Annotated in this window: 25 protein-coding genes and 1 pseudogene; 15 read left to right on the forward strand and 11 right to left on the reverse strand. The window is 39.1% G+C overall.

Going from position 1 to position 26,341, the window contains the following annotated elements; all coding sequences use genetic code 11:
- Window positions 1–16: 16 nt before the first annotated feature.
- Entirely contained in the window at window positions 17–511 is a 495-nt protein-coding gene (locus ABLC00_RS07425) for a CinA family protein (protein ID WP_033846800.1), read from the reverse strand.
- Window positions 512–826: 315 nt separating this feature from the next.
- Between ABLC00_RS07425 and ABLC00_RS07430 the strand changes: the two genes are divergently transcribed.
- Both ABLC00_RS07430 and katE read left to right on the forward strand, forming a co-directional pair.
- Window positions 827–2,236 carry an iron-containing redox enzyme family protein gene (locus tag ABLC00_RS07430; RefSeq protein WP_004887679.1) on the forward strand — a complete coding sequence of 470 codons (1,410 nt, stop codon included), beginning with the start codon at window positions 827–829 and terminating at the stop codon, window positions 2,234–2,236.
- Between the two features lie 52 nt (window positions 2,237–2,288).
- A complete protein-coding gene (gene katE, locus ABLC00_RS07435) occupies window positions 2,289–4,433 on the forward strand; it encodes a catalase HPII (protein ID WP_080775656.1) in 2,145 nt (714 codons plus the stop codon).
- Between the two features lie 56 nt (window positions 4,434–4,489).
- On the opposite strand, the gene ABLC00_RS07440 is transcribed toward katE, so the two are convergent.
- Both ABLC00_RS07440 and ABLC00_RS07445 read right to left on the reverse strand, forming a co-directional pair.
- The gene (locus ABLC00_RS07440; protein WP_004709384.1) at window positions 4,490–5,368 is read right to left on the reverse strand and encodes an SDR family oxidoreductase; all 879 of its coding nucleotides are present in this window, start codon (window positions 5,366–5,368) and stop codon (window positions 4,490–4,492) included.
- A 141-nt stretch (window positions 5,369–5,509) separates the two neighbouring features.
- Entirely contained in the window at window positions 5,510–5,914 is a 405-nt protein-coding gene (locus ABLC00_RS07445; RefSeq protein WP_032041073.1) for a DUF6367 family protein, read from the reverse strand.
- Between the two features lie 482 nt (window positions 5,915–6,396).
- Here ABLC00_RS07445 and ABLC00_RS07450 point away from each other — a divergent pair, with 482 nt between their 5' ends.
- Window positions 6,397–7,560 (forward strand): KGG domain-containing protein, encoded by a 1,164-nt coding sequence (locus ABLC00_RS07450; protein ID WP_058644748.1) that lies wholly within the window; start codon window positions 6,397–6,399, stop codon window positions 7,558–7,560.
- 62 nt (window positions 7,561–7,622) lie between these two features.
- Here the strand turns inward: ABLC00_RS07450 and ABLC00_RS07455 are convergent, their stop codons facing one another.
- Window positions 7,623–7,859 carry a hypothetical protein gene (locus tag ABLC00_RS07455; protein ID WP_004709372.1) on the reverse strand — a complete coding sequence of 79 codons (237 nt, stop codon included), beginning with the start codon at window positions 7,857–7,859 and terminating at the stop codon, window positions 7,623–7,625.
- 282 nt (window positions 7,860–8,141) lie between these two features.
- Between ABLC00_RS07455 and ABLC00_RS07460 the strand changes: the two genes are divergently transcribed.
- Window positions 8,142–8,753 (forward strand): translesion error-prone DNA polymerase V autoproteolytic subunit, encoded by a 612-nt coding sequence (locus tag ABLC00_RS07460; RefSeq protein WP_348941085.1) that lies wholly within the window; start codon window positions 8,142–8,144, stop codon window positions 8,751–8,753.
- Between the two features lie 72 nt (window positions 8,754–8,825).
- Here ABLC00_RS07460 and ABLC00_RS07465 read toward each other — a convergent pair whose 3' ends face one another.
- Window positions 8,826–9,437, reverse strand: a complete 612-nt coding sequence (locus tag ABLC00_RS07465; RefSeq protein WP_000885232.1) for a LysE family translocator — start codon at window positions 9,435–9,437, stop codon at window positions 8,826–8,828.
- 156 nt (window positions 9,438–9,593) lie between these two features.
- Between ABLC00_RS07465 and ABLC00_RS07470 the strand changes: the two genes are divergently transcribed.
- On the forward strand, window positions 9,594–10,049 hold the full coding sequence (locus ABLC00_RS07470) for an Lrp/AsnC family transcriptional regulator (RefSeq protein WP_033846371.1): 456 nt from the start codon (window positions 9,594–9,596) through the stop codon (window positions 10,047–10,049).
- 58 nt (window positions 10,050–10,107) lie between these two features.
- Here ABLC00_RS07470 and ABLC00_RS07475 read toward each other — a convergent pair whose 3' ends face one another.
- Window positions 10,108–11,724 (reverse strand): cytosine permease, encoded by a 1,617-nt coding sequence (locus tag ABLC00_RS07475; RefSeq protein WP_002048267.1) that lies wholly within the window; start codon window positions 11,722–11,724, stop codon window positions 10,108–10,110.
- A 195-nt stretch (window positions 11,725–11,919) separates the two neighbouring features.
- On the opposite strand from ABLC00_RS07475, the gene ABLC00_RS07480 reads away from it, so the two are divergent.
- From ABLC00_RS07480 to ABLC00_RS07490, 3 genes are all read left to right on the forward strand, one after another.
- On the forward strand, window positions 11,920–15,384 hold the full coding sequence (locus tag ABLC00_RS07480; RefSeq protein WP_033854274.1) for an ATP-binding protein: 3,465 nt from the start codon (window positions 11,920–11,922) through the stop codon (window positions 15,382–15,384).
- On the forward strand, window positions 15,381–16,340 hold the full coding sequence (locus tag ABLC00_RS07485) for a response regulator transcription factor (protein WP_033846370.1): 960 nt from the start codon (window positions 15,381–15,383) through the stop codon (window positions 16,338–16,340). The genes ABLC00_RS07480 and ABLC00_RS07485 overlap by 4 nt, the downstream gene beginning before the upstream one ends.
- Before the next feature lie 143 nt (window positions 16,341–16,483).
- Entirely contained in the window at window positions 16,484–16,768 is a 285-nt protein-coding gene (locus ABLC00_RS07490; protein ID WP_033846369.1) for a GNAT family N-acetyltransferase, read from the forward strand.
- 106 nt (window positions 16,769–16,874) lie between these two features.
- Here the strand turns inward: ABLC00_RS07490 and ABLC00_RS07495 are convergent, their stop codons facing one another.
- Complete coding sequence (locus tag ABLC00_RS07495; RefSeq protein ID WP_014206469.1) at window positions 16,875–16,988, reverse strand: hypothetical protein; 114 nt, start codon at window positions 16,986–16,988, stop codon at window positions 16,875–16,877.
- 64 nt (window positions 16,989–17,052) lie between these two features.
- On the opposite strand from ABLC00_RS07495, the gene ABLC00_RS07500 reads away from it, so the two are divergent.
- From ABLC00_RS07500 to ABLC00_RS07520, 5 genes are all read left to right on the forward strand, one after another.
- The gene (locus ABLC00_RS07500; protein ID WP_001104469.1) at window positions 17,053–17,712 is read left to right on the forward strand and encodes an amino acid ABC transporter permease; all 660 of its coding nucleotides are present in this window, start codon (window positions 17,053–17,055) and stop codon (window positions 17,710–17,712) included.
- Window positions 17,702–18,367: an amino acid ABC transporter permease gene (locus ABLC00_RS07505; RefSeq protein WP_000418067.1), complete on the forward strand. Its 666-nt coding sequence runs from the start codon at window positions 17,702–17,704 to the stop codon at window positions 18,365–18,367. Before ABLC00_RS07500 ends, ABLC00_RS07505 begins: the two co-directional genes overlap by 11 nt.
- 2 nt (window positions 18,368–18,369) lie before the next feature.
- Window positions 18,370–19,101, forward strand: a complete 732-nt coding sequence (locus ABLC00_RS07510; RefSeq protein ID WP_001130362.1) for an amino acid ABC transporter ATP-binding protein — start codon at window positions 18,370–18,372, stop codon at window positions 19,099–19,101.
- Window positions 19,102–19,131: 30 nt separating this feature from the next.
- Complete coding sequence (locus ABLC00_RS07515) at window positions 19,132–19,992, forward strand: transporter substrate-binding domain-containing protein (RefSeq protein WP_000476790.1); 861 nt, start codon at window positions 19,132–19,134, stop codon at window positions 19,990–19,992.
- A gap of 82 nt (window positions 19,993–20,074) precedes the next feature.
- Window positions 20,075–20,941 (forward strand): cysteine ABC transporter substrate-binding protein, encoded by an 867-nt coding sequence (locus ABLC00_RS07520; RefSeq protein WP_033846368.1) that lies wholly within the window; start codon window positions 20,075–20,077, stop codon window positions 20,939–20,941.
- Between the two features lie 49 nt (window positions 20,942–20,990).
- On the opposite strand, the gene ABLC00_RS07525 is transcribed toward ABLC00_RS07520, so the two are convergent.
- Together ABLC00_RS07525 and ABLC00_RS07530 are read right to left on the reverse strand one after the other, a co-directional pair.
- The gene (locus ABLC00_RS07525; RefSeq protein ID WP_080775677.1) at window positions 20,991–21,110 is read right to left on the reverse strand and encodes a hypothetical protein; all 120 of its coding nucleotides are present in this window, start codon (window positions 21,108–21,110) and stop codon (window positions 20,991–20,993) included.
- Between the two features lie 76 nt (window positions 21,111–21,186).
- Window positions 21,187–22,122, reverse strand: a complete 936-nt coding sequence (locus ABLC00_RS07530; protein WP_033846367.1) for a LysR family transcriptional regulator — start codon at window positions 22,120–22,122, stop codon at window positions 21,187–21,189.
- A 91-nt stretch (window positions 22,123–22,213) separates the two neighbouring features.
- Here ABLC00_RS07530 and ABLC00_RS07535 point away from each other — a divergent pair, with 91 nt between their 5' ends.
- Together ABLC00_RS07535 and ABLC00_RS07540 are read left to right on the forward strand one after the other, a co-directional pair.
- Window positions 22,214–22,852, forward strand: a complete 639-nt coding sequence (locus ABLC00_RS07535) for a LysE family translocator (protein WP_017392944.1) — start codon at window positions 22,214–22,216, stop codon at window positions 22,850–22,852.
- Between the two features lie 88 nt (window positions 22,853–22,940).
- Window positions 22,941–23,061: pseudogene (locus ABLC00_RS07540) on the forward strand (hypothetical protein).
- 259 nt (window positions 23,062–23,320) lie between these two features.
- On the opposite strand, the gene ABLC00_RS07545 reads toward ABLC00_RS07540, so the two are convergent.
- The gene (locus tag ABLC00_RS07545) at window positions 23,321–25,282 is read right to left on the reverse strand and encodes a family 2A encapsulin nanocompartment cargo protein cysteine desulfurase (protein ID WP_033854267.1); all 1,962 of its coding nucleotides are present in this window, start codon (window positions 25,280–25,282) and stop codon (window positions 23,321–23,323) included.
- The gene (locus tag ABLC00_RS07550) at window positions 25,257–26,189 is read right to left on the reverse strand and encodes a family 2A encapsulin nanocompartment shell protein (protein ID WP_001107594.1); all 933 of its coding nucleotides are present in this window, start codon (window positions 26,187–26,189) and stop codon (window positions 25,257–25,259) included. The genes ABLC00_RS07545 and ABLC00_RS07550 overlap by 26 nt, the downstream gene beginning before the upstream one ends.
- Between the last annotated feature and the right edge of the window lie 152 nt (window positions 26,190–26,341).

The following is a 26,341-nucleotide window of genomic DNA, read 5'->3' on the forward strand; positions in this document are numbered from 1 at the left end:
TCTAAATGTATATTTGTTATCTTTTATATAGGTTAAGGTGTTTTTTATCTAATATAATAAATTTTATATCTTGAGTAATGTAGTAAGTCAACTTTCTAAGCTTTAAAAAAGCTGGTCCTTTTAATACACGCCTAAAATTATAAAAATTATTTTGATAATATATTGAATAAAAGAACGTTCCTACTGGTTTTTCTTGTGTTTCGGAACCCCCTTTTTTGAGTAGACCCGTACATGCAACATACATATCTGCATGTAAAAGCTCTTTTCCTTTATTAATCATTTCAACAGTTACTTGCATTGATTCTGCTGTATATTTTTCAATAAGTTCTTCTGAAATATGTAGGGTATTTTCTTTGACACGAAGATCATAACTCACAAGGCTTCCAATCAATATATCCCCCGAATAAGGGCTCAAAGAAAAGCGGTAAGCCAGATAGCCGGCAGAAGCACTTTCAAAAAAAGCAATTTTAATTTTTTCCTTAGCTAATAATTTACAACATGAATTAAACATTTTAATTCTCCCTTAAATTGTTTTTAAAATGTTATAAAAATATATAACTATTTGCTTTGTTATTTTTTTAATGTTTATAATTTTGATGGTGAAACTAATGTAAGTTTAGATTAAGTTTTGCAAATTTTATATAAAAACAGCAGTTTAAATAATTCTAAAAGTTTAAATGTAATTTTGCGTTAGTAACTATGTTGTTGAAATATTTTAATTTTTAGGTTTGATCTTAATTTTTAATAACGCAAAATAACAAAGTTAAAACTTGATTATAGTTAGGGTGACGTATGGTAATTGATATCTCACAAACGGAGAATGAAAATGCCTGTTGTAGTGAAAAAAAGATTATTAGACTTATTACAAGATAATCAACAAAATTATTATGAATTGTTTGTTTTTTTTCTTGACCCTGATGTTTCAAGTTTTGAGAAAGAGAAAAAGGCAAGAGATTTTCTTATTAAAGAAATAGATAAACTAGAGATGACGGAAATAGATTTTCCTTCAAGTATTGATTCGATTAAAGAATGGTGTGAAAACGATAATAAAAAAAATTGTCAGGAATTTCAGGCATATTTAAATCGTAGACAAGATGGTCATGGTAGAGAGTATTTTCAGAATGTTGCTCAGGCGTTTGAGTTTTTAATAAAGGTGTCTCCGACCAAAAAAGTAGATGGAGCTTGGCTATATAGCTCTGTACATTACTGGAATGATCCTGTCTTTCATGAACTTATTATTACTTATCTGGAAGAGCTTGGATTAGGTGAACCGAAAGCGAATCATGTGTGTATCTATGATGATCTTTTACGCAGTCTTGGACTCGACAGTTTCGACCTGCTTTTAGAAGATGATTATTACCATCAAGCCGTAGTACAGCTTGCACTAGGGTATGCACCGCCTGAGTTTATTCCAGAAATTGTTGGTTTTAACTTAGGTTATGAGCAGCTTCCTCTGCATCTTTTAATTTCAAATTATGAGCTTGCTGAATTAGGTATCGATTCTAAATACTTTAATTTACACATTACTATCGACAATATTGACAATGGCCATGCTTATAAAGCGATTAAGGTTATTGAAGATATTTACAATAAATACAGAGATAAAGAGCTCTTCTTTACCAAGTTAAAACAAGGTTTTGCCTTGAATAACCGTGGTGAATCTTCTTCAAATATTATAAAGAATTTAAGTCTTGAAGACTTTGTTCATAAAATTTTGAAAAGAAAAGCACTTGTCGGTCAGTTAATTCATAACGAAACCAGACAGTTTGGCTGCAAAACTATTAATCAATGGTTATCAAACCCCGATGATATTGCAGGATTGATCAATCATTTAACTGAACAGAAATGGATTAAGTTTAATACCGACCCTGAACAGAGCGTGTTCTGGCGGATGATTAATGAAGAAAATGGAAAAATGTTTGGGGTATTTAACCCTGTAGAGCGTCAAATTATTCATGACTGGATCGCTGGTAGTGATCATTCTTCTAACTTCTTGGCGTACAGCAGAGAACTAAAGAATAGCCAGCGTATTCAAGATTATTTGTTTAGCTATATCTCTGATGGCGAGCTTGATGCACTGCAAGAGCGCGTGCTGCAATCAAGCGATCTTGCAATAAAAATATGCAAACTTACTCCCTTTCTAGCCCCTGATTCTCATCATAAAAGTATTGGTCTTTGGAGTACTCGTAAATACGTAGAACTTCTTTTTCCTTATTTAGGGACGTTTAAAAACTAGTTTGATAAACGTTTTCAACTTCAACCCAAGTTTAACTTTCAAAACATAGGTAATGGACATGAACGACAAAACTAAATTAACTAATAAAACAAGTGAAATGGCTGGTGCCGATGCAGCAAATAAAGCCAATACTACCCAGAAAACTGAACAGTTAGACACAGTAAGAGATGATGCAACCAATGAGGCATTAACCACAAATCAAGGTGTTAAAATAGCTGATAACCAAAATAGCTTAAGAGCAGGTATTCGTGGTTCGACCTTGTTGGAAGATTTTATCTTAAGAGAAAAAATCACCCATTTTGACCATGAGCGTATACCTGAGCGTATTGTGCATGCTCGTGGTGTAGGGGCGCATGGTTATTTTCAGGCTTATGAAGGAAATGAACGTTTGACCAAAGCTGGGTTCTTAACAGACCCAACCATTCAAACTCCAATTTTTGTACGCTTTTCAACAGTGCAAGGGCCGCGTGGTTCAGCCGACACTGTCCGTGATATTCGTGGTTTTGCAATTAAGTTTTATACCCAAGAAGGTAATTTCGACTTAGTTGGTAATAACGCCCCAGTCTTTTTTGTCCAAGACGGTATTAAGTTTCCGGACTTTGTCCATGCAGTAAAACCTGAACCAGATACAGAAATCCCGACTGGTGCAACTGCACATGATACTTTCTGGGATTTTGTGTCTTTAGTACCTGAATCTGCACATGCGGTAATTTGGGCAATGTCAGACCGTGCGATTCCACGTAATTTACGTTCAATTCAAGGGTTTGGTGTGCATACCTTCCGTTTAATTAATGCCGAAGGTAAATCATACTTTGTGAAATTTCACTGGACACCAAAACAAGGTTTAAGTGCGCTGGTATGGGACGAAGCTCAAAAACTTGCTGGTAAAGACCCAGATTTCCACCGTCGTGATCTTTATGAAGCGATTGAGCAAGGTTTTTATCCAGAATGGGAACTCGGGGTGCAGATTGTCGAAGAAGAAGATGAAATGAACTTTGACTTCGATTTGCTTGATCCAACAAAAATTATTCCTGAAGAATTAGTCCCTGTTACGCCAATTGGTCGATTTGTTTTAAACAGAAATGTAGATAACTTCTTTGCTGAAACAGAGCAGGTGGCTTTCTGTCCGGGTCATGTAGTGCCTGGTATTGATTTTACAGATGACCCACTTTTACAAGCGCGTCTATTTTCATATACAGATACCCAGTTAAGCCGTTTAGGTGGACCAAACTTCCACCAAATTCCGATTAACAAACCTGTGTGTCCATTCCATAACAATCAACGTGATGGCATTCATCAACATACCATTCATAAAGGTCAAGCTTCATATCAACCAAACTCGATCGATGGAAATTGGCCAGTTGAGACACCGCCAGCAGCATCAAATGGTGGTTTTGAAAGTTATCCTGAAAAAATCAGCGGACATAAACTTCGTCAAAGAAGTGAGACATTTTCTGATTATTTCTCACAGCCTCGACTTTATTACAAAAGCCTTGCGCCGCATGAGCAAAAACATGTGGTCGATGCCTATACTTTTGAGTTAAGTAAAGTTCAAAGAAAACATATTCGTGAGCGCCAAGTTCAACAAATTTTGGCAAATATCGACCTCGATCTGGCACGTCAAGTCGGTGCGAATTTAGGTATTGAAGTGCCGGATTTAACCTTAGATTATAAGAAAACAGCAATTGAAAAATCTGCCAAGTTGTCTTTTTTAGCTTTCCCTCCTGAAGACATTCAAGGTAGAAAAGTCGCTGTGCTTATTCATAATCTTGTGAAGTCAGATACACTTGAAGCAATTAAAAATTGGGCAATTAAAGAAGGTGTAGTTGTTCATTTACTAGCGCCGAGCTTGGCTCCAGTAAAAGACCATAAAGACAATATTATTGTAGCTGATGGTATGCAAATGGCTGAACCTTCAATTGCTTATGATGCTGTAATTGTTCCAGATGGCGATAATTTAAATGCAGTGATGCAAGATGGTGTAGCGCGCCATTATGTACTAGAAGCTTATAAGCATTTAAAACCAATTGCATTTTTAGGCAATAAATCTGATTTGCTTGAACCACTCGGTTTAGTTGCAGATGAAGGAACTTTGGTAGAGGATGAGTTCCAGCATATTGCAGAAAAATTTAAAAATCTGATTAAAGCTCATCGTGTTTGGTCACGAGAACAAATAGCCGCACACGTACCAGCTTAAATAAAAAAGCCCTGAAAGTTGAAGCTTTCAGGGCTTTTTCTAAATGATGTTAGCGCTTAGCCATTAACAATTTGACCACCATTTACATGAATTACCTGACCCGTAATGTAACTTGCATCATCTGAGGCAAGGAAAAGGTAAGCAGGGGCGACTTCACTTGGCTGACCCATTCTACCCATTGGGGTATCTTTACCAAATTTCTCAACTGTTTCTGCATCGAAACTGCTTGGAATGAGAGGAGTCCAAATTGGCCCTGGTGCCACACCATTTACGCGAATACCTTTTTTCTGTTTCATTAAGTTGTTCGACAAGCTACGAGTAAAAGAGGTAATCGCACCTTTAGTACTCGCATAATCGATGAGCTCATCATGACCTTGATAACTGGTAATGCTGGTGGTGTTAATAATACTATCACCTTCTTCCATATAAGGAATCGCTTCTTTGGTTAAATAAAACATGGCAAAAATATTTGTTTTAAATGTTTTTTCTAATTGTTCATTACTAATACTTTCAATTTCTTTTTGCTGATATTGAACTCCAGCATTATTTACTAAAATATTAATTTTTCCAAAATGCTGTAAAACCTTATCAATATTTTGTTTTGCAAGGTCTGCATCGGAAATATCACCTTTTAATAGAAGACAGTGTTGTCCTTCCTTTTCAACAAGTTGTTTGGTGATTTCAGCATCTTGATCCTCTTCAAGATACAGTACCGCAATATCGGCGCCTTCACGGGCAAACAATACGGCAACCGAACGACCAATACCGCTATCGCCACCGCTAATGACTGCAACTTTGCCTTTTAGTTTCTCACTACCTTTATGAGATGCTTTAATGATTTCTGGTTCAGGATGCATCTTCTCCTGATCGCCTGGCTGATGAGGTTGAACTTGTGCTGGAACTGCTGATGGATACTCATTTGTTGTATTTTCCATGTCTAGACTACCTCTATTTAAATTTCAGTCCCTTTATAGTGATTAATCTGCACGTGAATATAAGTAAATAGTCTTTTTTAAAAAGTTGTCTTTGTTATTTTATATATAAGGATGTAAAAAAATATAACACCTAAATTTTTATTAAATAATATCCAATAATTTAACCTTGTTTTTATCAATCATACTTTCAATAATTGATCGATTACCTGTATCCTCTAACCAATTTTCTATAGGTATATAATCCGATAAATCTAAAATTTCTTTTATTACGGTTTCTGCTTCTACTATAGATTTTAATTCTGGTTTATTTTTAGCTGCTAAATTATCAAATGGTTCTTTTGTATCTTCTTTCTCAATGTTTTTTGATTTAATAATATGTAAATCTCTTTGGAAAGGATGGCTTGCATGAGGTGGGTCTAATCTATAGCTCCATTCTTGGTTATAATCTTGCCAAATATTTTTAATTTGTATATTGCTAAGTAAAATTTCAGGTACAGAAATATGAATGTATTGTAGCGATGACTGAGTTTGAGGTAATTGCATGATTCATCTCTCATAAATATTATATTTTAATTTTAAATCTTGATTTTGCTCACTCAAGTAAATTTTTTCTAAAAAAGTAATTGATTATGTTATTGTTTTTAAATAATTTTAATTGTATTTTTTATTTGTTTCTTCAATTGTTAAGATGTTTTTGTTTATTATTGATTTGTACATTGTGAAAGTTTATGTTATTCACATTGATCTTTTAAAGGCATTTGTAAAAATATATTATTATGTAGGATTGAGTAATAATAAGTATGGCCAGTATTTAAAAAGTAAAACTATAGAATATTTTATAAATATTTTAATTGATAAAATCTTTATTTAAATAATCATCTTAGAGTTTTTTACGTATTTTAATTTATATACATTTAAAAAGGTTGAAACATAGCATAGGTATAAAAATATTTTAAATCTCTTATCTTAAATTTATCCGTTCAACAAAAGCGGTAGCTACTATAATTTAAATATAGGAAGATATAACTATGGCTAATACTAGATATGAAGATCACGATAACAATAGTTCAGGTACTTCAAATCGTGGATTTGCAAGTATGGATCCTGAAAGAGTAAGAGAAATAGCCAGTAAAGGTGGGCGTGCTGCGCATGCAAGTGGTAATGCACATGAATTTACTTCAGAAGAAGCTCGTGAAGCTGGTCGAGCTGCACACGCTAGTGGTAATGCACATGAATTTACCTCGGAAGAGGCTCGTGAAGCTGGTGCTTTAAGTCATAAGAATGATGATCGCAATGGTCGCGGTCGCAGCCGTTATGACGATGACGAAGATGATGATCGCGGTCGTTCAGGTGGCCGAGGCCGTAGCCGCAGTCGTTACGATGACGACGAAGATGATGATCGCGGTGGTCGTTCGACTGGCCGAGGCCGTGGTCGCAGTCGTGATGACGATGACGAAGATGATGATCGCGGTCGCTCAAGTGGCCGAGGCCGTGGTCGTAGCCGTTATGATGACGACGATGAAGACGATGATCGCGGTCGTTCAAGTGGCCGAGGTCGTGGTCGCAGCCGTTATGATGACGACGATGAAGACGATGATCGTGGCCGTTCAGGTGGCCGAGGCCGTGGTCGCAGTCGTCGTGACGATGATGACGAAGATGATGATCGCGGTCGTTCAAGTGGCCGAGGTCGTGGTCGCAGCCGTTATGATGACGACGATGAAGATGATGAACGTGGCCGTTCAGGTGGCCGAGGCCGTGGTCGCAGCCGTCGTGACGATGATGATGAAGATGATGATCGTGGCCGTTCAAGTGGCCGAGGTCGTGGTCGCAGCCGTTATGACGACGACGAAGATGATGATCGTGGCCGTTCAGGTGGCCGAGGTCGTGGTCGCAGCCGTCGTGATGATGATGACGAAGATGATGATCGCGGTCGTTCAAGTGGCCGAGGTCGTGGTCGCAGCCGTTATGACGACGACGAAGATGATGATCGTGGCCGTTCAAGTGGCCGAGGTCGTGGTCGCAGCCGTGATGACGACGATGAAGATGATGATCGTGGCCGTTCAGGTGGCCGAGGTCGTGGCCGTAGCCGTTATGATGACGATGACGACGATGATCGCCGTGGTCGTTCAGATGGCCGTGGACAAAACTCTCGTAATCAAAAACGCGATGCTTATGGGCGCTTTACGTCTTAAGCAACCAGTTTTTGAGAATAAAGGAGGCATTATGCCTCCTTTATTTTTTATTATTTTTAAACTTATGAATGAGTAAGAGGGTGTAGGCCTTTTACAATATCTGTAAATTCTGAGCCGTTTATCCAAAAAGATTTCTTTAAAAACAATGTCGTCATAATACTTTCGGCTGCTTCACTTTCCGGATTTTCACAGAAAATTCCATAGCTTTCGCCTAATACCGCATCATTTTCAATAAGACGGATATAGTAGGCATGTTGTTCATTCGCATAACCTAAAACTGCATCACGTTGATTTTTCATTTCGCATGTCTCCATACCAAAAACTGAATCTAACTCATATTTAAGTGTTCAGAATTTCATTGATAAAAATCAAAACAGTCAGTAATAAGGACTATTTCACAATAGGTTTTGATTCTCTTCAAATTACCATTTCCGTTTTAACATCCCTGTTAAAAGCAAAATGGATTAAAATCTGATCATGAAATTTATTGTTATGCAAAAAAAATATTTCGTCAACTTGAAAATGTAACTTTTTCAAGTTACATTGTTTGTGTAGGATTTGAACGGTGAAATGGAGGCAATATGCCAAAGAAGAAAGAATTCGAGCATGGCGGTGCACGGGAAAATGCCGGCCGTAAAGCACAGTTCAATGAACCCACCAAAGTGATTCGTGTTCCTGAGTCTCAAGTAAACTCTATCAAAAATTGGTTACTGAATAATGTCAAAACCGATAACCAGACAGATTTCACCTCAAAACTAAAAATACAGCAGGTGCATCCGAACAACGATAAAATTTACCATATCCCTTTGGCGACAGAACGTGTGGCTGCGGGTTTTCCATCGCCAGCACAAGATGATATTGAACAAGCACTCGACTTAAATGAGTACTTAATTAGAAATGAAAATGCCACCTTTATTGTCAAAGCCAATTCGTTGTCCATGTTAGATGCCGGAATTGATATTGATGATCCGCTTATTGTGGACCGTAGTATTCCAGCTAAATCGGGCGATATAGTGATTGCACTTATCGACAATGATTTCACTGTTAAGCGCTTAATGATTGATACTCAATTTCATCCACCTAAAGTCTGGCTAAAAGCAGAAAATCCTGATTATCAAAATATTTATATTGAAGATGGACAGGAGTTGGTCATCTGGGGCGTTGTGACGTATAACCTCAAACGTATGAGATAAATTTTTCTTATATTTTATTATTCATGTTACTGACCTGAAATGGAGGCCAGTAACTTTTTGCTGAATATCTTTTTAGATTTGCCCAATCAATAAACATGTAGCGATAACGACCATCAAACCACCTGAAAAACGGCCGACTAACTGTGCTGCCTGCGGTCTGGTTTTCAAAATGGCCTCTGAACCATAACCCACCATTAAGTAAATAATGGCGCAGCTAATCATGTGGACAACACCAAAGGCAAGAATTTGAGTTGTCACTGACCATGAAGCAGTGGTGTCAATGAATTGAGGAAGCAAGGCTAAAAAGAGTAAAAAAACTTTCGGGTTTAAGCCACTCACATAAACACCTTTAGTTGCCCAGCTCAACCATGACTGAGCCTTTTCAGAACCAGACTCGTTCGGAGTAGGAGGGGTAAGTAATAAGTTTATTCCCATCCATAACAAATAAGCAGAACCCGCCACAGTAAGAATCATCAAAGCAGTTGGGTTATTTGCTACAAGCAGACCAACACCAGCCGCTACCAATAAAATCGTAATAAAGTGCCCAAATAGCATACCTGCAACAGCGGGTACGACGACTTTACCCTTAATACCTGCCGAAATGGCATAGGCCCAGTCTGCCCCTGGCGTAATAATAAAAAGAATAGAGACACTCCAAAATGCAATAAAAATGTTAAAAGCCATATGCTTATCTCGGCAAACTATTTCCCAAAGGTTTCGCTCGTGGTTTAGAAAAAATCCCTATTTATGCGAGCTTGTTGAAAATAATATGCTCATGTATTTAGAATGTGCTTTTAAATGTTTGCTCATATCACATGCATTTGGGGTAAATTTTTCTAAATGGATCGCACAGATAAAAAGATTCTTGCTGAATTGCAATTAAATGGCCGATTATCTATCACTGAGTTGGCAGAAAAAGTTGGTTTGAGCATTTCACCTTGTCACAGACGAGTGAAGGCTTTAGAAGAGTCGGGAGCCATCAAAGGCTATCGCGCAGAACTCGACCCAAACTTAGTGGGATTTGAATTTTCAGCGATTGTTTTTATTACGCTTAAAGAAGGTGATAAACAGGCAGTCGAGAAGTTTGAAAATGCCGTAATTGATATCCCACAAATTATTCAGGCGCAGCGTTTGTTTGGTGAACCAGATTATTTGCTACATGTGGTCGCTAAAGATTTGCCGGCTTTTCAGCGTTTGTACGATGAAAAATTATCTGCTATTCCAAGTGTGCAACGGATCATCTCAACCATTGTGATGAAAGATGTAGTGCCTGAACGTTTATTTCCGATTGGCTAAGAATCATCAGATATAAAAAAAAGAAGCTTTAAAGCTTCTTTTTTAGTTTTAAGAATATTTAAGCATCGAGTGTTTTACACAAAGAGCAGATCGTGCCGTTATGTTTGTGAGAGAACATAATATCTGGACGCTCATAGCCTTGCTCACATACGCGGCAGTGATAAACAGTTGCTACTGGTGTTCCTTCAGCATCGTAACGTGGTTCTTTAATACCGTCATCGTGTGACTTGATGTAGTATTTTCCTTTGGTTAATAAACCCATGATTGGTGTTAATACAAAGGCAAGTACAAGTGCAATAATTGGAGAGTAAGGCGCTAAGAAGCTACCAAGTAATCCGAAGAATGCTGCAATTGATAAGCCTGCTGATACAAGGAACGCAACCATACCAACAGGGTTTACGTTGTAGAGCATGTCACGGCGGTATTCCGGTTCTTTTGGTGAAAGTTTTAAAACATATTTGTTGATCGAAATATCTGTTGCAACCACCACCACCCAAGCAATCGCAAAGTTTGAATAGAATCCTAAGATTTTACCCAATACCGCAAACATGTTGCCTTCCATCAAAGCAAGCGCAATTGCCAAGTTTACGATCACAAAGACAATACGCCCCGGATAATGTTTACTAATACGAGTGTAGGCACTTGTCCATGCAAGGGAACCAGAGTAAGCATTGGTCACATTAATTTTAATTTGAGAAATAACCACTAAAATAACCGCGAGTGTTAAAGCAGCCCAACCCGGAAGCATGTCATGAAACGCTGCATTAAACTGTTGAACAGGTTCAGTGCTGTTTACGCCCGGTATTTTAGTAAGTAAATAGAATCCTAAAAAAGCTCCAATAATTTGTTTGATTGCCCCTAAAATCACCCAACCCGGACCTGCTGAAATAACTGCTGCCCACCATGCTTTGCTATTTTCTTTTGTTTTTGCAGGCATGAAGCGTAGGTAGTCAATTTGTTCACCAATTTGCATGATTAAAGATAAACATATACCCGCACCAAGCATAATCGCTGCCATATCTACAGGTGCAAAACCTTCATGACCTGTAAACGTTGCAAACTGGCTAACTAAGGTAGGTTCTTGATAAATCAGATAGGCCACAGGACCAATCATTAGAACGAGCCAAAGTGGGGTAGTCCAGACTTGTAATTTACTTAAAGCTTTCATGCCGTAAATGACCAGTGGAATGACCATAATGGTTGAGATGAGGTAACCTGCCCATAGCGGAATGCCTAAACCGAGTAATAACCCTTGCGCCATGATTGAACCTTCAAGGGCAAAGAAAATAAAGGTAAAACTGGCGAAAATGATACTGGTTAGGACTGAGCCGATATAACCAAAACCTGCACCGCGGGTAATCAAGTCAAGGTCGATGTTATAGCGCGCTGCGTAGTAGGCTAAAGGAATACCAGTTAAGAAGATAATAATTGCTGCAAATAAAATGGAGAAAACAGCATTGGTTGTTCCATAAGACATACCAATACTGGCGCCAATAGAAAAGTCAGCAAGATAGGCAATACCACCAAGTGCAGTAATAGCGACAACTTTGGGACTCCAGCGCCGAAAGCTGTGTGGAGCGTAACGTAAAGTATAATCTTCTAAGGTTTCATTCACTGCTTTTTGTGAATCTGTACCTTGCACAGTGTCCAGATTTGGATGTTCAGATACACTCATAACATCAATCTCCCAATCATTTTCGGTCAATCAACACAAATATTGATCATTGTTTTTTGATGGTTTTGAGTGTGTGATTTTTGGGAAAAATTGAAAATACGTTATTTTGCGTATATGTGCATATTAGAAAAAATCGCCATGATAAATGACTTTTGGCATAAGGATTGCTGGGTTTAATGCAGCCACATGCCAAACATGAGTGTTATGCCAGATTCTTCACGCCCCCAACAAGCGCCACAACGTGTGATCAAAACACGCCGTGAATATAATATTTGGGTAGCAGATGAAAGTATCGAAGATTATGCGCTCCGCTACGCACCCGCCTCAGTCCGTAAATGGTCACCTTGGACGGTGACCAATACCGCAATTTCGACAGTCAGCTTTTTGGCGATGGAAGCCATTGGGGCGACCATGCTTTGGCAATATGGCTTTAGCAATGCAGTATGGGCAGCAGTTGTCGTATGTACCATCATATTTTTGACCAGTTGGCCGATTAGTTATTACGCCGCAAAATATAATGTAGACGTCGATTTGCTTACTCGTGGTGCAGGTTTTGGCTATATTGGCTCGACCATTACGTCTCTAATTTATGCCAGCTTTACCTTTATTTTACTTGCATTTGAAGCCGCCATTATGGCAATGGCACTTGAGCTTGCCTTGGGTATTCCACAAGTCATTGGTTACTTAATTTCGGCATTAGTGATTTTGCCTTTAGTAGTCAAAGGCATTGGTTTTATTAACAAAGTTCAGGCAGTCACTCAGCCAATCTGGCTCTTATTGCTGTTATTACCGTGGTTTTTTGTACTTTGGAAACAACCACAAATTTTAAGTAGTAGTCTGCATTTTGTTGGGGCAGTTTCAAACTCGACCGATTTTAATCTGTATTACTTTGGTGCGGCGTGCACTCTTATTTTTTCATTTGTGATCCAAATTGGTGAGCAAGCCGATTATTTACGTTTCTTACCGCAAAAAGAAAAGAACAGAACCGCATGGCGTTTTGCCGTTTTTCTAGGTGGTCCATCTTGGATTATTTTTGGATTTTTAAAAGTTTTGATGGGCATGCTGCTGATGGTTTTAGCTTTTCAGCTATTTATTCCAGTCTCTGAACTAGACAATCCGACTTATCTGTATTGGGTCGCCTACCAACAGTTTATTCCAAACCCTCAGCTTGCTTTAATATTGACTCTAGCACTGGTTTGCTTGGCGCAAATTAAAATTAATATGACCAATGCCTACGCTGGTTCATTGGCATGGTCTAACTTTTTTGCCCGTTTAACTCATAGCCATCCGGGACGAATTGTCTGGCTTCTTTTTAACGTGTTTATTGCCATTGTTTTGATGGAAATGGGCATTAGCCATGCGGTTGAACGCATTTTGGGACTATATAGCAATATCGCTTTGGCATGGATTGGTGCCGTTGTTGCCGATTTAATTATCTGTAAGCCTTTAGGCTTAAGCCCGAAAGGAATTGAATTTCGCCGTGCTTATTTATACGACATTAACCCCGTAGGTGTGGGTGCTTTACTGATCGCTTCAGTGCTATCGATGCTGAGTTATTTGGGCTTTTTTGGACTCATGGCGAAAGGTTTGGCGAGTTTTGTTGCGTTAGGAACTGCGTTGTTATGTGTGCCTGTTATTGCTTACTTAACCAAAGGCAAATATTACATTGCACGCCAACCTGAAAAAATTCAGGCAACTTCGGTTGCAAATTGTGTTGTGTGTGAACGGGACTATGAACTTGCCGATATGGCGGGCTGCCCAGCTTATAACGGTACGATTTGCTCTCTATGCTGTTCACTTGAAGCACGCTGTCACGATTTATGTAAACCCGATGCACGTTGGTCAGTACAACTCAAAAAAGCCATTTGGCACTATTTACCAGAACGTTGGGCTAGCCGTTTAAATAGCAGGGTCAGTTTGTATTTATTACTGACTCTGGGGTTGTCTATTGTTCTGGCAGTGAGTTTAAGTCTGGTTTATATCCAAGAAAAAACCTATTTGGAAACCATTAATGCGGCAGCCGTTCCACAGTTATTTACGCTATTTGTCAAAATTTACACGATTTTATTTTTATTGATGAGCGTTGCTGCATGGTGGCTCGTGTTAAACGATGAAAGTCGTCGTAATGCTGAAATCGAAACGCATCAGCAAACAACATTATTGATTGATGAAATTGCTGCTCATGAAGTCACTTCAAAAGACTTACAAGATGCCAGAATAGCTGCAGAACGAGCAAATGATGCAAAAAGCCGTTATGTCATTGGCATTAGCCATGAATTACGAACGCCTCTAAATAGTATTTTGGGCTATAGCCAATTACTTCAGAAACAAGAGCAGCTTTCAGAACAAGGCAAAATGGCGCTCGGGGTGATTAGCCGTAGTGGGCAGCATTTAACTTCACTGATTGACGGTTTACTAGATTTAGCACGCATTGAAACAGGCAAAATTTCTTTAAATGTGGTGGATGTTCATTTCCCTAATTTTATAGAACAGATTATTCAAATGTTTCAGCCACAGTTTGAACAGAAGAATTTGCAGTTTGTTTATGAAATTGGAGAGAACCTACCGCACTATGTCCGTACCGATAAAAAACGCTTAGAACAAGTGCTCATCAATTTGCTGGGCAATGCTTTAAAATTTACGACGAGCGGTACAATTACTTTGAAAGTCGAGTACCGTTTTCAAACGGCGTATTTTGAAATTAGAGATACGGGCTGTGGTATTGCAGAAGCAGATTTAGAGCGAATCTTTAATCCGTTTGAACGGGGCAGCAATGTAGTGCAAGGCGGATTTACCGGAACAGGGCTCGGACTTCCAATTGTAAAATTATTGGTTGATTTACTTGGTGGCCAGCTATCTGTGACTAGTCAGCTCAATCAAGGTTCTCAGTTTAAGATTAAGTTTTATTTACCTTCAAAAGAAGTAGTTCATCCAATTTCTAATGTTTATTCCAACCAGATTACAGGCTATCAAGGCGAGCGAAAACGAATTTTGGTTGTCGATAATGAAGCGGTGGACCGAGGTTTAGTCGCTAATTTTCTAAAACCATTGGGATTTATAATTGAAGAAGCCGAGTCGGGCATTGACTGTTTAAGACGTGTACCTATTTTTCAGCCTAATCTGATTTTGATGGATTTAAATATGCCTTTGATGGGCGGGTGGGAAACAGCACGATTATTGCGTCAGAATAATATTACCAATGTGCCGATCTTAATTATTTCCGCCAATGCAGGCGAGCGTGAAGTCAATCCACAAGATGCAGTCTTAAGCGAAGACTTTATGTTAAAACCAATCGACCTGAATTTGTTGCTGAGTAAAATTGGAGACAAATTAGGCTTAGTTTGGATTGATTCCAAATCAGAGACATTCTTTGAAAATAATGAAGTTAAAGCACTTGATGTAAAGGTGTTTAAGCAGGAGCAAGCTGCTGTTCATACATCAATTACACAACCTGAAAATAATGATCTGCTCGATTTACCGCAAAGCTTGCAGCAATTAAATGATTTAATTGGGCAGGGTTATATTCGCGGAATTCAACAGACTTTAATGCAATGTCGTCAAAATTTTCCGGAGCATAACGAGTTATGGGAACAGCTTGAACAGACTATTCAAAAGTTTGATTTAAAACACGCGCAACGATTGATTCAGGATAAGCAATGAGTACGCAATATGTTTCTTTTCAGCAAGCTTCGCCAAACGAGCAGGCTGTTATCCTGATTGTGGATGATGTGCCGGAAAATTTGGGCTTGTTACATGAAAGTCTGGATCAGGCAGGTTATCGCGTGCTTGTTACAACGGATGGATTAAGTGCTATTGAAATTGCACACCGATGCTTACCGGATATGATTTTGCTTGATGGCAATATGCCACATATGGATGGTTTTGAAAGTTGTATACAGCTTAAAGCGAGCCCAATTACGCAGTTTATTCCCGTTATTTTTATGACAGGCTTGTCGGAAACAGAACATATTGTGCGTGGTTTTCAGGTCGGTGGGGTGGACTATGTAACCAAGCCTCTGAATATTGAAGAAGTATTAGCAAGGGTAAAAACACATTTGGCACATGCTAAACTATTGCAACAACAAAAACAGGTGATTGATGCAACGGAAACAGCCATTCTCGCGCTAGATGTTCACGGTAAAATTGTTTGGAAAACTCAAAAAGCCAGTGATTTACTGAATCAATATTTACCTGAATTAGAGGGTTTTGAGACAGGCTTAAAAGCTTGGTTTTCAGACTTAGAGCAAGAAAAAGATCCCAAAAAATTAACCAGCTGTTCTTATTCAACACCATCTCAGCAATTACAGCTTTTATTGCTCACGCCGTGGGAGAGTGAGCCAAGTGTGGCTAAAAATTATCTTATCCAGATAAAAACTTCTACACCAGCTTTGGAAATGGCTGATATTTTGAAATATTGCCCACAGTTGACTCAACGTGAGGCAGAAGTCATGCACTGGTTGTTGTTGGGGAAAACCAATAAGGATATTGCAGAAATTTTGGAGCTTAGCCCACGGACGGTGAACAAACATTTAGAGCATGTTTTTGAAAAACTTTGCGTTGAAAACCGAACTGCTGCTGTTGCACACATTAATAGCTTGGTACAAGAGTTTCATTAAGTAAATTGAAGATTGTATTTAAAAAGCATACAGACTCACTGCTAAAAATAGGCTATTTTTTTACAGTTAAATTTGTTCTTATAGATAAAGATTATACAAAGTCATTTCTAAATAAATATGAGTCATAATACGAGGAATTCATTGTGAATATTCAACAAAAAGATGATACAAAACACGGCAGCTTTAGCTTACTTGATGGTGAAACCGTTGCAGGTGAAATGACTTATACATGGGCAGGCGAAAGCATGCTGATTATTGATTCTACAGATGTGAATGAAAATTATCGCGGACAAGGGGTAGGTCGACAATTACTGGATGCTTTGGTAGCTTTTGTTCGTGAAAAAGACGTAAAAGTAATTCCGCTTTGCCCATATGCAAAATCAGTTTTTGATAAAGACCCAAATATTGGGGATGTACTTAGAAAGTAAAAAATAAATTGAAAATTATTTAATAAAAATCGGGCGTTGGTGTCCGATTTTTTATTGGCTTTATTATTCATCTTTGTTTTAGTGAATATGTTTTAAGCAGTTGTATTCAACTGATTTGAAGGTTTTCGATTGCCAAATCGAATTTATCAAACTTATAGAAAAGCTTATCTAATAAAAATAGTTTTAGACCAATTGGGAAAAAAATAAACTCGTTACACAAATATTTAATGGCTGACGAAAGCTAAATATTTATAACGTTTTAATATTATTTGTTGGAATTTTCCTTGAACTGGCAGTATATCCATAGTGTGTTGCCGCAATTTTTCTCTGCAACTTTGACCACGCTGAAAATTTCAATTATCAGCATTATTTTGGCGATTATTGTAGGACTGATTTGCAGCATTTTAATCACATATCGTGTGCGGGTACTAAATAGAATTGCCCAGTTCTATATTGAGTTATCTCGAAATACCCCTCTATTAATTCAACTGTTCTTTTTGTATTACGGTTTGCCAAAACTGGGCATCAAAATCGATGGTTTTACTTGCGGTGTAATCGGACTGACCTTTTTAGGTGGAAGCTATATGGCTGAAGCTTTCCGAGCAGGTTTACAGTCGGTGGCAAAAGGGCAAATTGACTCAGCAAAAAGTATTGGTCTGCAACCGATTCAAATTTTTAGATATGTCATTTTCCCTCAAGCACTGGCTATTTCAATTCCGGCAATAGGGGCAAATTGCCTATTTCTAATTAAAGAAAGTTCTGTGGTCAGTGCGATTGCTGTCGTTGAGCTACTTTTTGTGACCAAAGACTTAATTGGCATGGACTATAAAACTACGGAAGCTCTGTTTTTACTCATCATGGCTTATCTGATTATTTTATTGCCTGTGTCTATTTTAACCAGTTATCTGGAGCACAGAAGTCGGAAGGTGAGCCATGGAACTTGATTATCTATTTCAAGCGAGTCACCTCGAACGTTTAATGTGGGGACTTTGGGCAACTGCAAAAATTGCTTTTATTTCGGTCTTTTTCTCTGCAATTTTCGGCACAGTTTTCGGCGTCATTATGACTTCTAAAAACATAGTCGTTAAAGCATTGTGCCGTCTGTATTTAGAAGCGATTCGAATCATTCCAATTTTAGTTTTGCTGTTTGTGTTTTATTTCGGCTTTGCGACATGGTTTAACTGGCAGTTTTCTGCAATGTGGGTTTGCGTTGTTGTGTTTGTTTTATGGGGTACGGCTGAAATGGGCGATTTGGTTCGTGCTGCCATTACTTCGATTGATCAGCATCAACGTGATTCGGCCTATGCGCTCGGACTTACCCATGTTCAAGCTTTGGTCTATGTCATTTTTCCGCAAAGTTTAAAACGAGTAACTCCTGGCGCGATTAATTTATTTACCCGAATGGTGAAAACTAGTTCCTTGGCAGTCCTGATTGGTGTAGTTGAGGTCATTAAAGTTGGCCAGCAAATTATTGAAAATTCGCTGTTAACCGTGCCGAGTGCTTCTCTTTGGATTTATGGCTTTATTTTTATTTTGTATTTTCTAATTTGCTATCCCTTATCTCGTTTGGCGGCACATTTAGAAAAGGTCTGGGAGTAATTATGCCTTTGTTATCGATACAACAATTACAGAAATCATTTGCACAAAGTCATATTTTACAGGGCATTGATCTGGATGTAGAACAAGGAGAGGTGGTTGTTATTTTAGGTCCATCGGGCTGCGGTAAAAGTACTTTATTGCGCTGTATTAATGGCTTAGAACCGATTCAGGGTGGTGAGATTCGTTTAACTGGTTCAGGCGTGCTCGGTAAAGATGTGGACTGGACTAATGCTCGTCAAAAAATTGGCATGGTTTTTCAAAACTATGAGCTATTTGGGCATATGAATGTTATTGACAATATTTTGCTTGGACCACTCAAAGTACAAAAACGTCACCGTGATGAAGCAGAGCAAGTCGCAGATGAGTTGTTAAAGCGAGTCGGGCTATATGAGCGAAAACTTGATTATCCACGCCAACTTTCTGGTGGACAAAAACAGCGTATAGCCATTGTCCGTTCACTGGTCATGCAACCTCAAGTGATTTTACTTGATGAAATTACCGCTGCGCTTGACCCAGAAATGGTGAGGGAAGTGCTCGATGTAGTACTCAAGTTAGCGAATGAAGGAATGACCATGTTGATTGTGACACATGAGATGTCCTTTGCCCGTAAGGTTGCTGACCGCATTATTTTTATGGATAAGGGTAAGATTATTGAACAGGCTTCACCAGAAGAATTTTTTGAACAGCCGAAGACAGAACGAGCGAAAGCCTTTTTAAATATTTTGTCGTACTAAATTTTTATTATTTGAATCATGAGGAAGTGAATGTTTAAACGTAATTCAATAAAAATATTAAGCAGTCTTGCCGTTGCTGGGGTGTTGTTAACTGCATGTAGTAAAACGCCATCAACTGAACAGGCAAGTAATGCTCAAGAAGACCATTCTTTAGAGCAAGTCAAAAAAAATGGGGTTTTACGCGTTGCCGTTTTTGCCGATGATCCGCCGTTTGGTTATGTAGACAGTGCAGGTAATAATCAGGGCTTTGATGTGGCTTTAGCAAAACGGGTGACTAAAGATTTGCTCGGTGATGAAAAGAAAGTTGAGTTTATTGTGACTGAAGCTTCAAATCGGGTGGAGTTTTTAAAATCAAATCGTGCCGATGTGGTATTTGCGACATTTACGGTAACGCCAGAACGCAAAGAGGTTGTCGATTTTGCCGAGCCTTATTTAAAAGGTGCTTTTGGCATTGTCTCGCCTAAAGCCAAGCCGATTACCGACATTGCTCAATTAGAAGGTAAGACCTTAATTGTAAATAAAGGCACAAGTTCGGATACCTACTTTACCAAGCATTATCCAAAAGTGAATTTACTCAAGTTTGAAAGAAATTCGGATGCCTTCAAAGCTTTAACCGACGGTCGTGGTGACGCAATTTCACAAGATAGTACGTATGCTTTGGCATGGGCCGCGAAGAACCCAAGTTATGTGGCGGGTATTCAATCTATTGGTGATCAAGAATTTATTGCACCAGCAGTTAAAAAGGGCAATACCCAATTGTTGAATTGGCTTAATACTGAAATTAAGCAACTCAGAACAAGTGGTGAAATTAAGAAAATTTATGATGAAACCTTGAAACCAATTTACGGTGACTCGGTCAATCCGAATGTGTTTTTAGATGTAGGCCAATAATTTTCGATATCGCTAGAGCAGTGTCTGAAAGTAGGCGCTGCGATTTTAAATAAGACTTTTACAAGAACGATAGGGTGAAATAATGACAACATTAACATTTCAAAACATGAAGCATATTTTAGCTGCCTCTTTACTGAGTTTAGGTTTGGTTGCATGTGACAAAGGAACTCAATCTACTGAAAAAGCGGCCGATACCACACAAAAGGTGTCGAGTATTGAACAGATCAAAAAGAATGGAGTGGTACGAATTGGTGTATTTAGTGATAAACCGCCGTTTGGATATTTAGATGCACAAGGTAAAAATCAAGGTTTTGATGTAGAAATTGCTAAGCATGTTGCGAAAGATCTGCTGGGTGATGAAAACAAAGTTGAGTTTGTTTTAACTGAAGCGGCTAACCGTGTCGAATATTTAAAAGCCAATAAAGTAGATATTATTTTTGCAAACTTTACTGTTACACCAGAGCGTAAAGAAGTGGTCGATTTTGCTAAACCTTATTTAAAAGTGGCTTTGGGTGTCGTTTCTCCTAAAAGCCATCCAATTACTGATGTTGCTCAACTGAAAGATAAAACTTTACTGGTAAACAAAGGTACAACGGCTGATTCATTCTTCACCAAGACTCACCCTGAAATTAAACTACAAAAATATGAGCAAAACACTGAAACTTTTGATGCTTTAAAAGATGGTCGTGGTGCTGCGCTTGCACATGATAACTTGCTGGTTTTAGCTTGGGCTAAAGAAAATCCAAATTACACTGTTGGCATTACCAATTTAGGTGAGCAGGACTTGATTGCACCAGCAGTGAAAAAGGGTGACAAAGAGTTATTGGACTGGTTAAACCAAGATTTAGAGAAATTGGCGAAAGAAGGCGTGATTCATCAGGCTTATGAAAAAACCTTAAAACCAGTCTATGGCGATACGATTAATCCAAAAGATCTATTGGTTGAGTAGTTTTACTCATAGCCCCTAATGACTAGGATTTAGATAGAATTTGCTTGAGCTAGGATTCATCTACAGCCTGCCTATAATCTATAAAGATAATGTTTTTGCAATATTTTTTATAGATGTAAACAGTGGTCAGGTTCTGTAGATGAGAAAGTTTTTTGGTTACTTTTTTCAAAAAAAGTAACAGAATGAGCTGATCGCTTTAGAGATTCAAAGATAGAATTTTATCGTGCTAATTCATTGAATTTATATTACTTTAACTTAAATAAAGTCGGCTCTGCTGCTAGTTTATCTGCCAAATATTGAATCAACACACTCAATTTAGGCGGAACATGTCGTGTCGGTGGGTAAAGTAACCACAGCCCACCACTATAATAGGTCTTAAAATACCAATCTGGTAAAACCTGAACTAAGCTACCTTGTTGTAGCGCATGGCGTGCAACGAAGTACGGCAAGCTCGCAATACCTAAATGCTGTAATGCAGCACTCAAACGCACACCGGTATGGTTTGCTGCATAACGGCCACGCACAGCAACACTTATCGATTTATTCCCCTGTTGAAATTTCCATTTTGAGTCACTGGCTTGCTCACCCAAGTAAATACATTCATGCTGTTTTAAATCATGAGGATGGTTCGGTGTGCCATGCTTTGCCAAATATTCAGGTGTGGCACAAATTAAATGATCAATATCAATGAGTTTTCGGCCCATCAGCCCACCCGGTGGTTGCTCTGTAATTCGAAGCGCTAGATCAACGCCATCATCAATCAGGTCTACATAGCGATCTTCTAAAAGCATTTGAATATCAATTTTAGGGTAGCGTTCTAAAAATTCGGGTAAATGTGGATGAATCATAAAATGTCCCACAGCTTTCGGAACACTCATACGAATAACACCTTCTGGCTCGACATGAAATTGCCCAGAACTTTCCATGACTGCTTGTGCCGCATTCACCATGTCTAGACAGCGTTGATAGACCTGTTGTCCACTTTCACTTAAACGAAGTTTCCGTGTAGTTCGATAGAGTAAACGAGTGCCTAAAGCACGTTCTAAACGGGCAATCGCGCGGCTCACAGCAGAAGGTGTTGTACCAAGCTGGCGTGCAGTTTCAGAAAAGCTTTCCGACTCGACAACCTTCACGAAAGTTGCCATTTCATTTAACAGAACCAGACTTTGATTTGTGCTCATGAGGCAAAAGTTATTTGGATTTTGATTGGATTATCGCGTCTAAAAAATATCAATACAATCGTTTAAGTGATTTTCAGGAAACTAAATTGTTATGTGGCAGTTGTATGGACATGAGTTTTTAACGCTAGCTCTTATTCACTTCATGGCGGTGATTTTACCGGGACCAGATTTTGTGATTACGGTAAGACAAAGTGTACGTTATGGCTATTTGATTGGTTGTCTAACCGCAATTGGTATTGGTGTCGGAATTTCAGTCCATGTGTTTTATACACTGGTTGGTATTGGCTTTTTGATTCAGCAAAGTGAATGGCTTATGTCACTGATCAGAACAGCGGGGGCGGCTTACTTAGTGTATTTAGGATGGCAGTGCTTACGTAGCCAGCCGAATACCAATATTGAGATTAATGGCCAAGCAGATAGTGATGCGCCGAGCTTATTTAAAGCTTTTACAATGGGTTTTCTTACCAATGCGTTAAACCCCAAAGCCACTATCTTTTTTCTGGCAATTTTTACGACGATTGTAAGTACGACCACACCGATGAAAGTTCAGGTTTTTTATGGGATATGGATGTGTATGGTTAACGCTATTTGGTTTATGGTGGTGAGTGTACTGTTTGCACAGCCTATCGTACGTAAACGGTTTTTGGAGTTCGGGGTTTATTTTGAGCGGATGATGGGAGTGTTGTTGATTGGGATTGCGTTGAGATTGATTTGGGGGGTGTTTAATTAAGTTGGTTTTATTTATAAGTGGATGGGTTAGCGCGACGGAGTCTTACCCTGTATAGGTCATAATAAAGTAGCTAATTCTGTTACTTTTTTTGGAAAAAGTAACCAAAAAACTTTGTCATCTACAGAACCTGTTCACTGTTTTCATCTATCAGGAAATGTTGCAAAAACATTATTTTTATAAATTATGGGCAGGCTGTAGATGACTTTTAGCTCAAGCCGAAGGCTAATCCAGAAATCAAATTTAAAATAATAAGACTCCGCCGTGATAAGCACTTTAAATTTTTTAGATTATTAATGACTTTTAGCTCGAGCCGAAGGCTAACTTAGAAATCGAATTTCAAATAATAAGACTCAGCTGTGATAGCTATTTTGTCTTATTCCTATATATGAAGTTGAGTTCAAGTAGTTTTAATAAATAATCCATAGAAAAGACCGCTCAAAAGCAGTCTTTTCTAGCCTAAAAATAGATTTAATTACTACGCCTATTACGTGTCAGTTGATGTAACACCGACACCAATAAATCAATTTCTTCAGTCGTGTTATAAAAAGCCAAAGACGGACGCACGGTCTGTTCTACACCAAAACGACGTAAAATTGGCTGTGCACAGTGATGCCCAGAACGTACGGCAATACCATGTTGATTTAAAGCTTTACCGACTTGTTCAGTTGAATAGCCTTGTAAGGTAAAGGACATTACACTGGCTTTATGATGTGCCGTTCCGATCAAGCGTAAACCTGACACACTGCTCAGCGCATTTTGACCATATTCGAGTAGATCATGTTCATAGCGAGCAATGTTATGAATGCCTAGACTTTCGACATATTCAAGCGCAGCGCCTAATCCGACAGCATCGGCAATGTTGCCAGTTCCAGCTTCAAACTTGTTGGGTGCAGGTTGGTAAACTACCTGTTCGAAGGTAACATCCTGAATCATGTTACCGCCGCCTTCCCAGACAGGCATGCTTTCTAGCAACTCTGGTTTGGCATAGACCGCGCCAATACCTGTTGGCCCAAACACTTTATGTCCAGAAAACACAAAAAAGTCTGCATCGAGAGCTTGTACATCGGTAGGGATGTGCGAAACAGATTGAGCACCATCAACTAAAACGCGTACACCTTTGGCATGGGCAATTTTAATGACTTCAGCAACAGGTGTGACTGTGCCTAAAGCATTCGAAACTTGAGTAATTGACAGCAGCTTAGTGCGTTCATTAATCAGTTTTGGCAACTCTTCTAAAATAATCTGGCCCGTGTCATCCACAGGAATGACTCGTAATTTCGCTCCAGTTTTTTTAGTGAGTTGATACCAAGGCACAATATTGGCATGGTGTTCTAAGTGAGAAACGATAATTTCATCACCTTCACCAATATTTTGCTCACCCCATGTTTTTGCAATCAGGTTAATGCCTTCGGTTGTTCCTCGAACAAAAATAATTTCTTTAGAAGAGGGTGCACCAATAAATCGGGCAACTACATTTCTTGCATGTTCATAGGCATCGGTTGCACGGGCTGCTAACTCATGTGCAGCACGGTGAATATTTGAGTTTTCATGCTGATAAAAATAAGCAATCCGGTCAATCACACGCTGCGGTTTTTGTGTAGTAGCTGCATTATCAAACCAGACTAAAGGTCGACCGTTGACGCGTTCCTGTAAAATTGGAAAATCGCGACGTATGGCATGCACATCGAGTGGTTGAGCACTACTTGCTACAAAAGTGGGTTGCGATGGTTGATAGTGACTATAACTTTGTCCACTTTGAGGCAAGTCTAAAAAATAAAATGCAGAGCTTGCCGAACTTTGGGTAGGCGTTTTCGTTGCAAAACGATCTTCCGTCAGTAAGGACTTTAGCTGGTCACCATGTGGCAACTGAAAAGACTGCGCAACCGAATAATTATCTTCAACCCCTCTAACAGATGGTTCTGCTGCAGTGGGGGCAGAAAAATCATTTAAAAAATAATAAGGTGATTCACCTGCACCAGTGGGTAAGCTGGGTTCAATGCGCGGCACATTTGGTTCACTATGAGCAGCTTGTGGTAAATGTGGTTCAAATGGTGGGCGTGGCAAATTAGCTCCACCCACCACAGGCGCGGAAGCTACTATTCGGCGTTCAGGGTAGTCTGGCAAATTTGGAATATGCTCAGGATATTCTGGATTGAGACTTTTCTGAAACGCGATATTGGGCGCACGACCACTGAGTGCAGAAAATGGTTCACCCGGTTGCGGTGGGTGAGGTGGCGCTCCGACAGGTAAGTCCAAGTTAAGGCCCGATGGAGAAGTCGAACTGCTTGCGTTCGGTACTGCTGAAAAGAACTCATTAGCAAGTCGAGCAATGGTGGACTCATCGGGGAAGTTGGCTGGTGGGTTAACACCAGTCACTTCAGGCCCTGTTGGACTACCTTGCAGATTACTTGTAGTTAACTGGGTAGTCATGATATTTGTCCACCTCCACATCATCTAACACTGCTAACGCATCGTCTGTTAATACTGCAAGTGAGCAATATAACGAGATTAGATACGACGCAATCGCGTTACGGTTAATTCCCATAAAGCGGACTGAAAGCCCCGGTGACTGTTCACCCGCAAGACCCGGTTGGAACAAACCAACAATCCCTTGACGCTTTTCACCAACACGAAGCAGCAAGATTTTAGTTTTGCCATCTTCTACAGGAATTTTATTTGATGGTATAAGTGGAATACCGCGCCATGTAATGAATTGCGAACCAAATAAGCTAACCGTTGGAGGTGGTACACCACGGCGTGTACATTCACGGCCAAATGCTGCAATCGCATCAGGGTGTGCTAGGAAAAATCCCGGTTCTTTCCAGACTTTACGTAATAAATCATCAAGATCATCTGGGGTAGGTGGACCATTTAAGGTCGAAATACGTTGGTCATCTGTCACACTTGCCAGTAAACCGTATTCAGGGTTATTGATAAGCTCACTTTCTTGACGTTCTTTAATGGTTTCAATGGTTAAACGGAGCTGTTCTTTAATTTGGTCGTGTGGGCTGCTGTAAAGGTCAGCAACGCGTGTATGTACATCTAAAACAGTAGATACACCATTTAAAAAGTATTCACGTGGTTCTGGATCATAATCGACGAAAGTTTGAGGTAAAGTTGCTTCATCACGTTGTGTGCAAGCCACCTGAATATCATCGGTATTATTGACACGGTTTAGGCGATAAATACCTGCTTCAACAGGAATCCATTGAAGTAAGTGAGTCAGCCAGCGGGGAGTAATTGTAGAAAGCTGGGGAGCTGTCTTGGTTGCATTGGCCAGTTGACGGGCCGCATGGTCCCCAAGTGCAAGTTGGGCTTTGTCTGTATTTTTCGCCATGAATCATTTTTCCTTATTACATTGGCTTTTTGAAATAAAAATTCTAGGATGCATATAAACTAGAATTAGTTCTGGTTTTAAAATTAAAATCGCGTTATAAATTTTTTAAATACTGAGCTTATTAATGAGTTATCTATTTTCTAAATAGAAAT

It is taken from the genome of Acinetobacter nosocomialis (assembly GCF_041021905.1).
Taxonomy (GTDB): domain Bacteria; phylum Pseudomonadota; class Gammaproteobacteria; order Pseudomonadales; family Moraxellaceae; genus Acinetobacter; species Acinetobacter nosocomialis.

Coding starts and splice junctions, on each gene's coding strand:
- ABLC00_RS07425 (WP_033846800.1), bottom strand. CDS start 511: ATGTTTAATTCATGTTGTAAATTATTAGCTAAGGAAAAAATTAAAATT.
- ABLC00_RS07430 (WP_004887679.1), top strand. CDS start 827: ATGCCTGTTGTAGTGAAAAAAAGATTATTAGACTTATTACAAGATAAT.
- katE (WP_080775656.1), top strand. CDS start 2,289: ATGGACATGAACGACAAAACTAAATTAACTAATAAAACAAGTGAAATG.
- ABLC00_RS07440 (WP_004709384.1), bottom strand. CDS start 5,368: ATGGAAAATACAACAAATGAGTATCCATCAGCAGTTCCAGCACAAGTT.
- ABLC00_RS07450 (WP_058644748.1), top strand. CDS start 6,397: ATGGCTAATACTAGATATGAAGATCACGATAACAATAGTTCAGGTACT.
- ABLC00_RS07455 (WP_004709372.1), bottom strand. CDS start 7,859: ATGAAAAATCAACGTGATGCAGTTTTAGGTTATGCGAATGAACAACAT.
- ABLC00_RS07460 (WP_348941085.1), top strand. CDS start 8,142: ATGCCAAAGAAGAAAGAATTCGAGCATGGCGGTGCACGGGAAAATGCC.
- ABLC00_RS07465 (WP_000885232.1), bottom strand. CDS start 9,437: ATGGCTTTTAACATTTTTATTGCATTTTGGAGTGTCTCTATTCTTTTT.
- ABLC00_RS07470 (WP_033846371.1), top strand. CDS start 9,594: ATGGATCGCACAGATAAAAAGATTCTTGCTGAATTGCAATTAAATGGC.
- ABLC00_RS07475 (WP_002048267.1), bottom strand. CDS start 11,724: ATGAGTGTATCTGAACATCCAAATCTGGACACTGTGCAAGGTACAGAT.
- ABLC00_RS07480 (WP_033854274.1), top strand. CDS start 11,920: ATGAGTGTTATGCCAGATTCTTCACGCCCCCAACAAGCGCCACAACGT.
- ABLC00_RS07485 (WP_033846370.1), top strand. CDS start 15,381: ATGAGTACGCAATATGTTTCTTTTCAGCAAGCTTCGCCAAACGAGCAG.
- ABLC00_RS07505 (WP_000418067.1), top strand. CDS start 17,702: ATGGAACTTGATTATCTATTTCAAGCGAGTCACCTCGAACGTTTAATG.
- ABLC00_RS07510 (WP_001130362.1), top strand. CDS start 18,370: ATGCCTTTGTTATCGATACAACAATTACAGAAATCATTTGCACAAAGT.
- ABLC00_RS07515 (WP_000476790.1), top strand. CDS start 19,132: ATGTTTAAACGTAATTCAATAAAAATATTAAGCAGTCTTGCCGTTGCT.
- ABLC00_RS07520 (WP_033846368.1), top strand. CDS start 20,075: ATGACAACATTAACATTTCAAAACATGAAGCATATTTTAGCTGCCTCT.
- ABLC00_RS07530 (WP_033846367.1), bottom strand. CDS start 22,122: ATGAGCACAAATCAAAGTCTGGTTCTGTTAAATGAAATGGCAACTTTC.
- ABLC00_RS07535 (WP_017392944.1), top strand. CDS start 22,214: ATGTGGCAGTTGTATGGACATGAGTTTTTAACGCTAGCTCTTATTCAC.
- ABLC00_RS07545 (WP_033854267.1), bottom strand. CDS start 25,282: ATGACTACCCAGTTAACTACAAGTAATCTGCAAGGTAGTCCAACAGGG.
- ABLC00_RS07550 (WP_001107594.1), bottom strand. CDS start 26,189: ATGGCGAAAAATACAGACAAAGCCCAACTTGCACTTGGGGACCATGCG.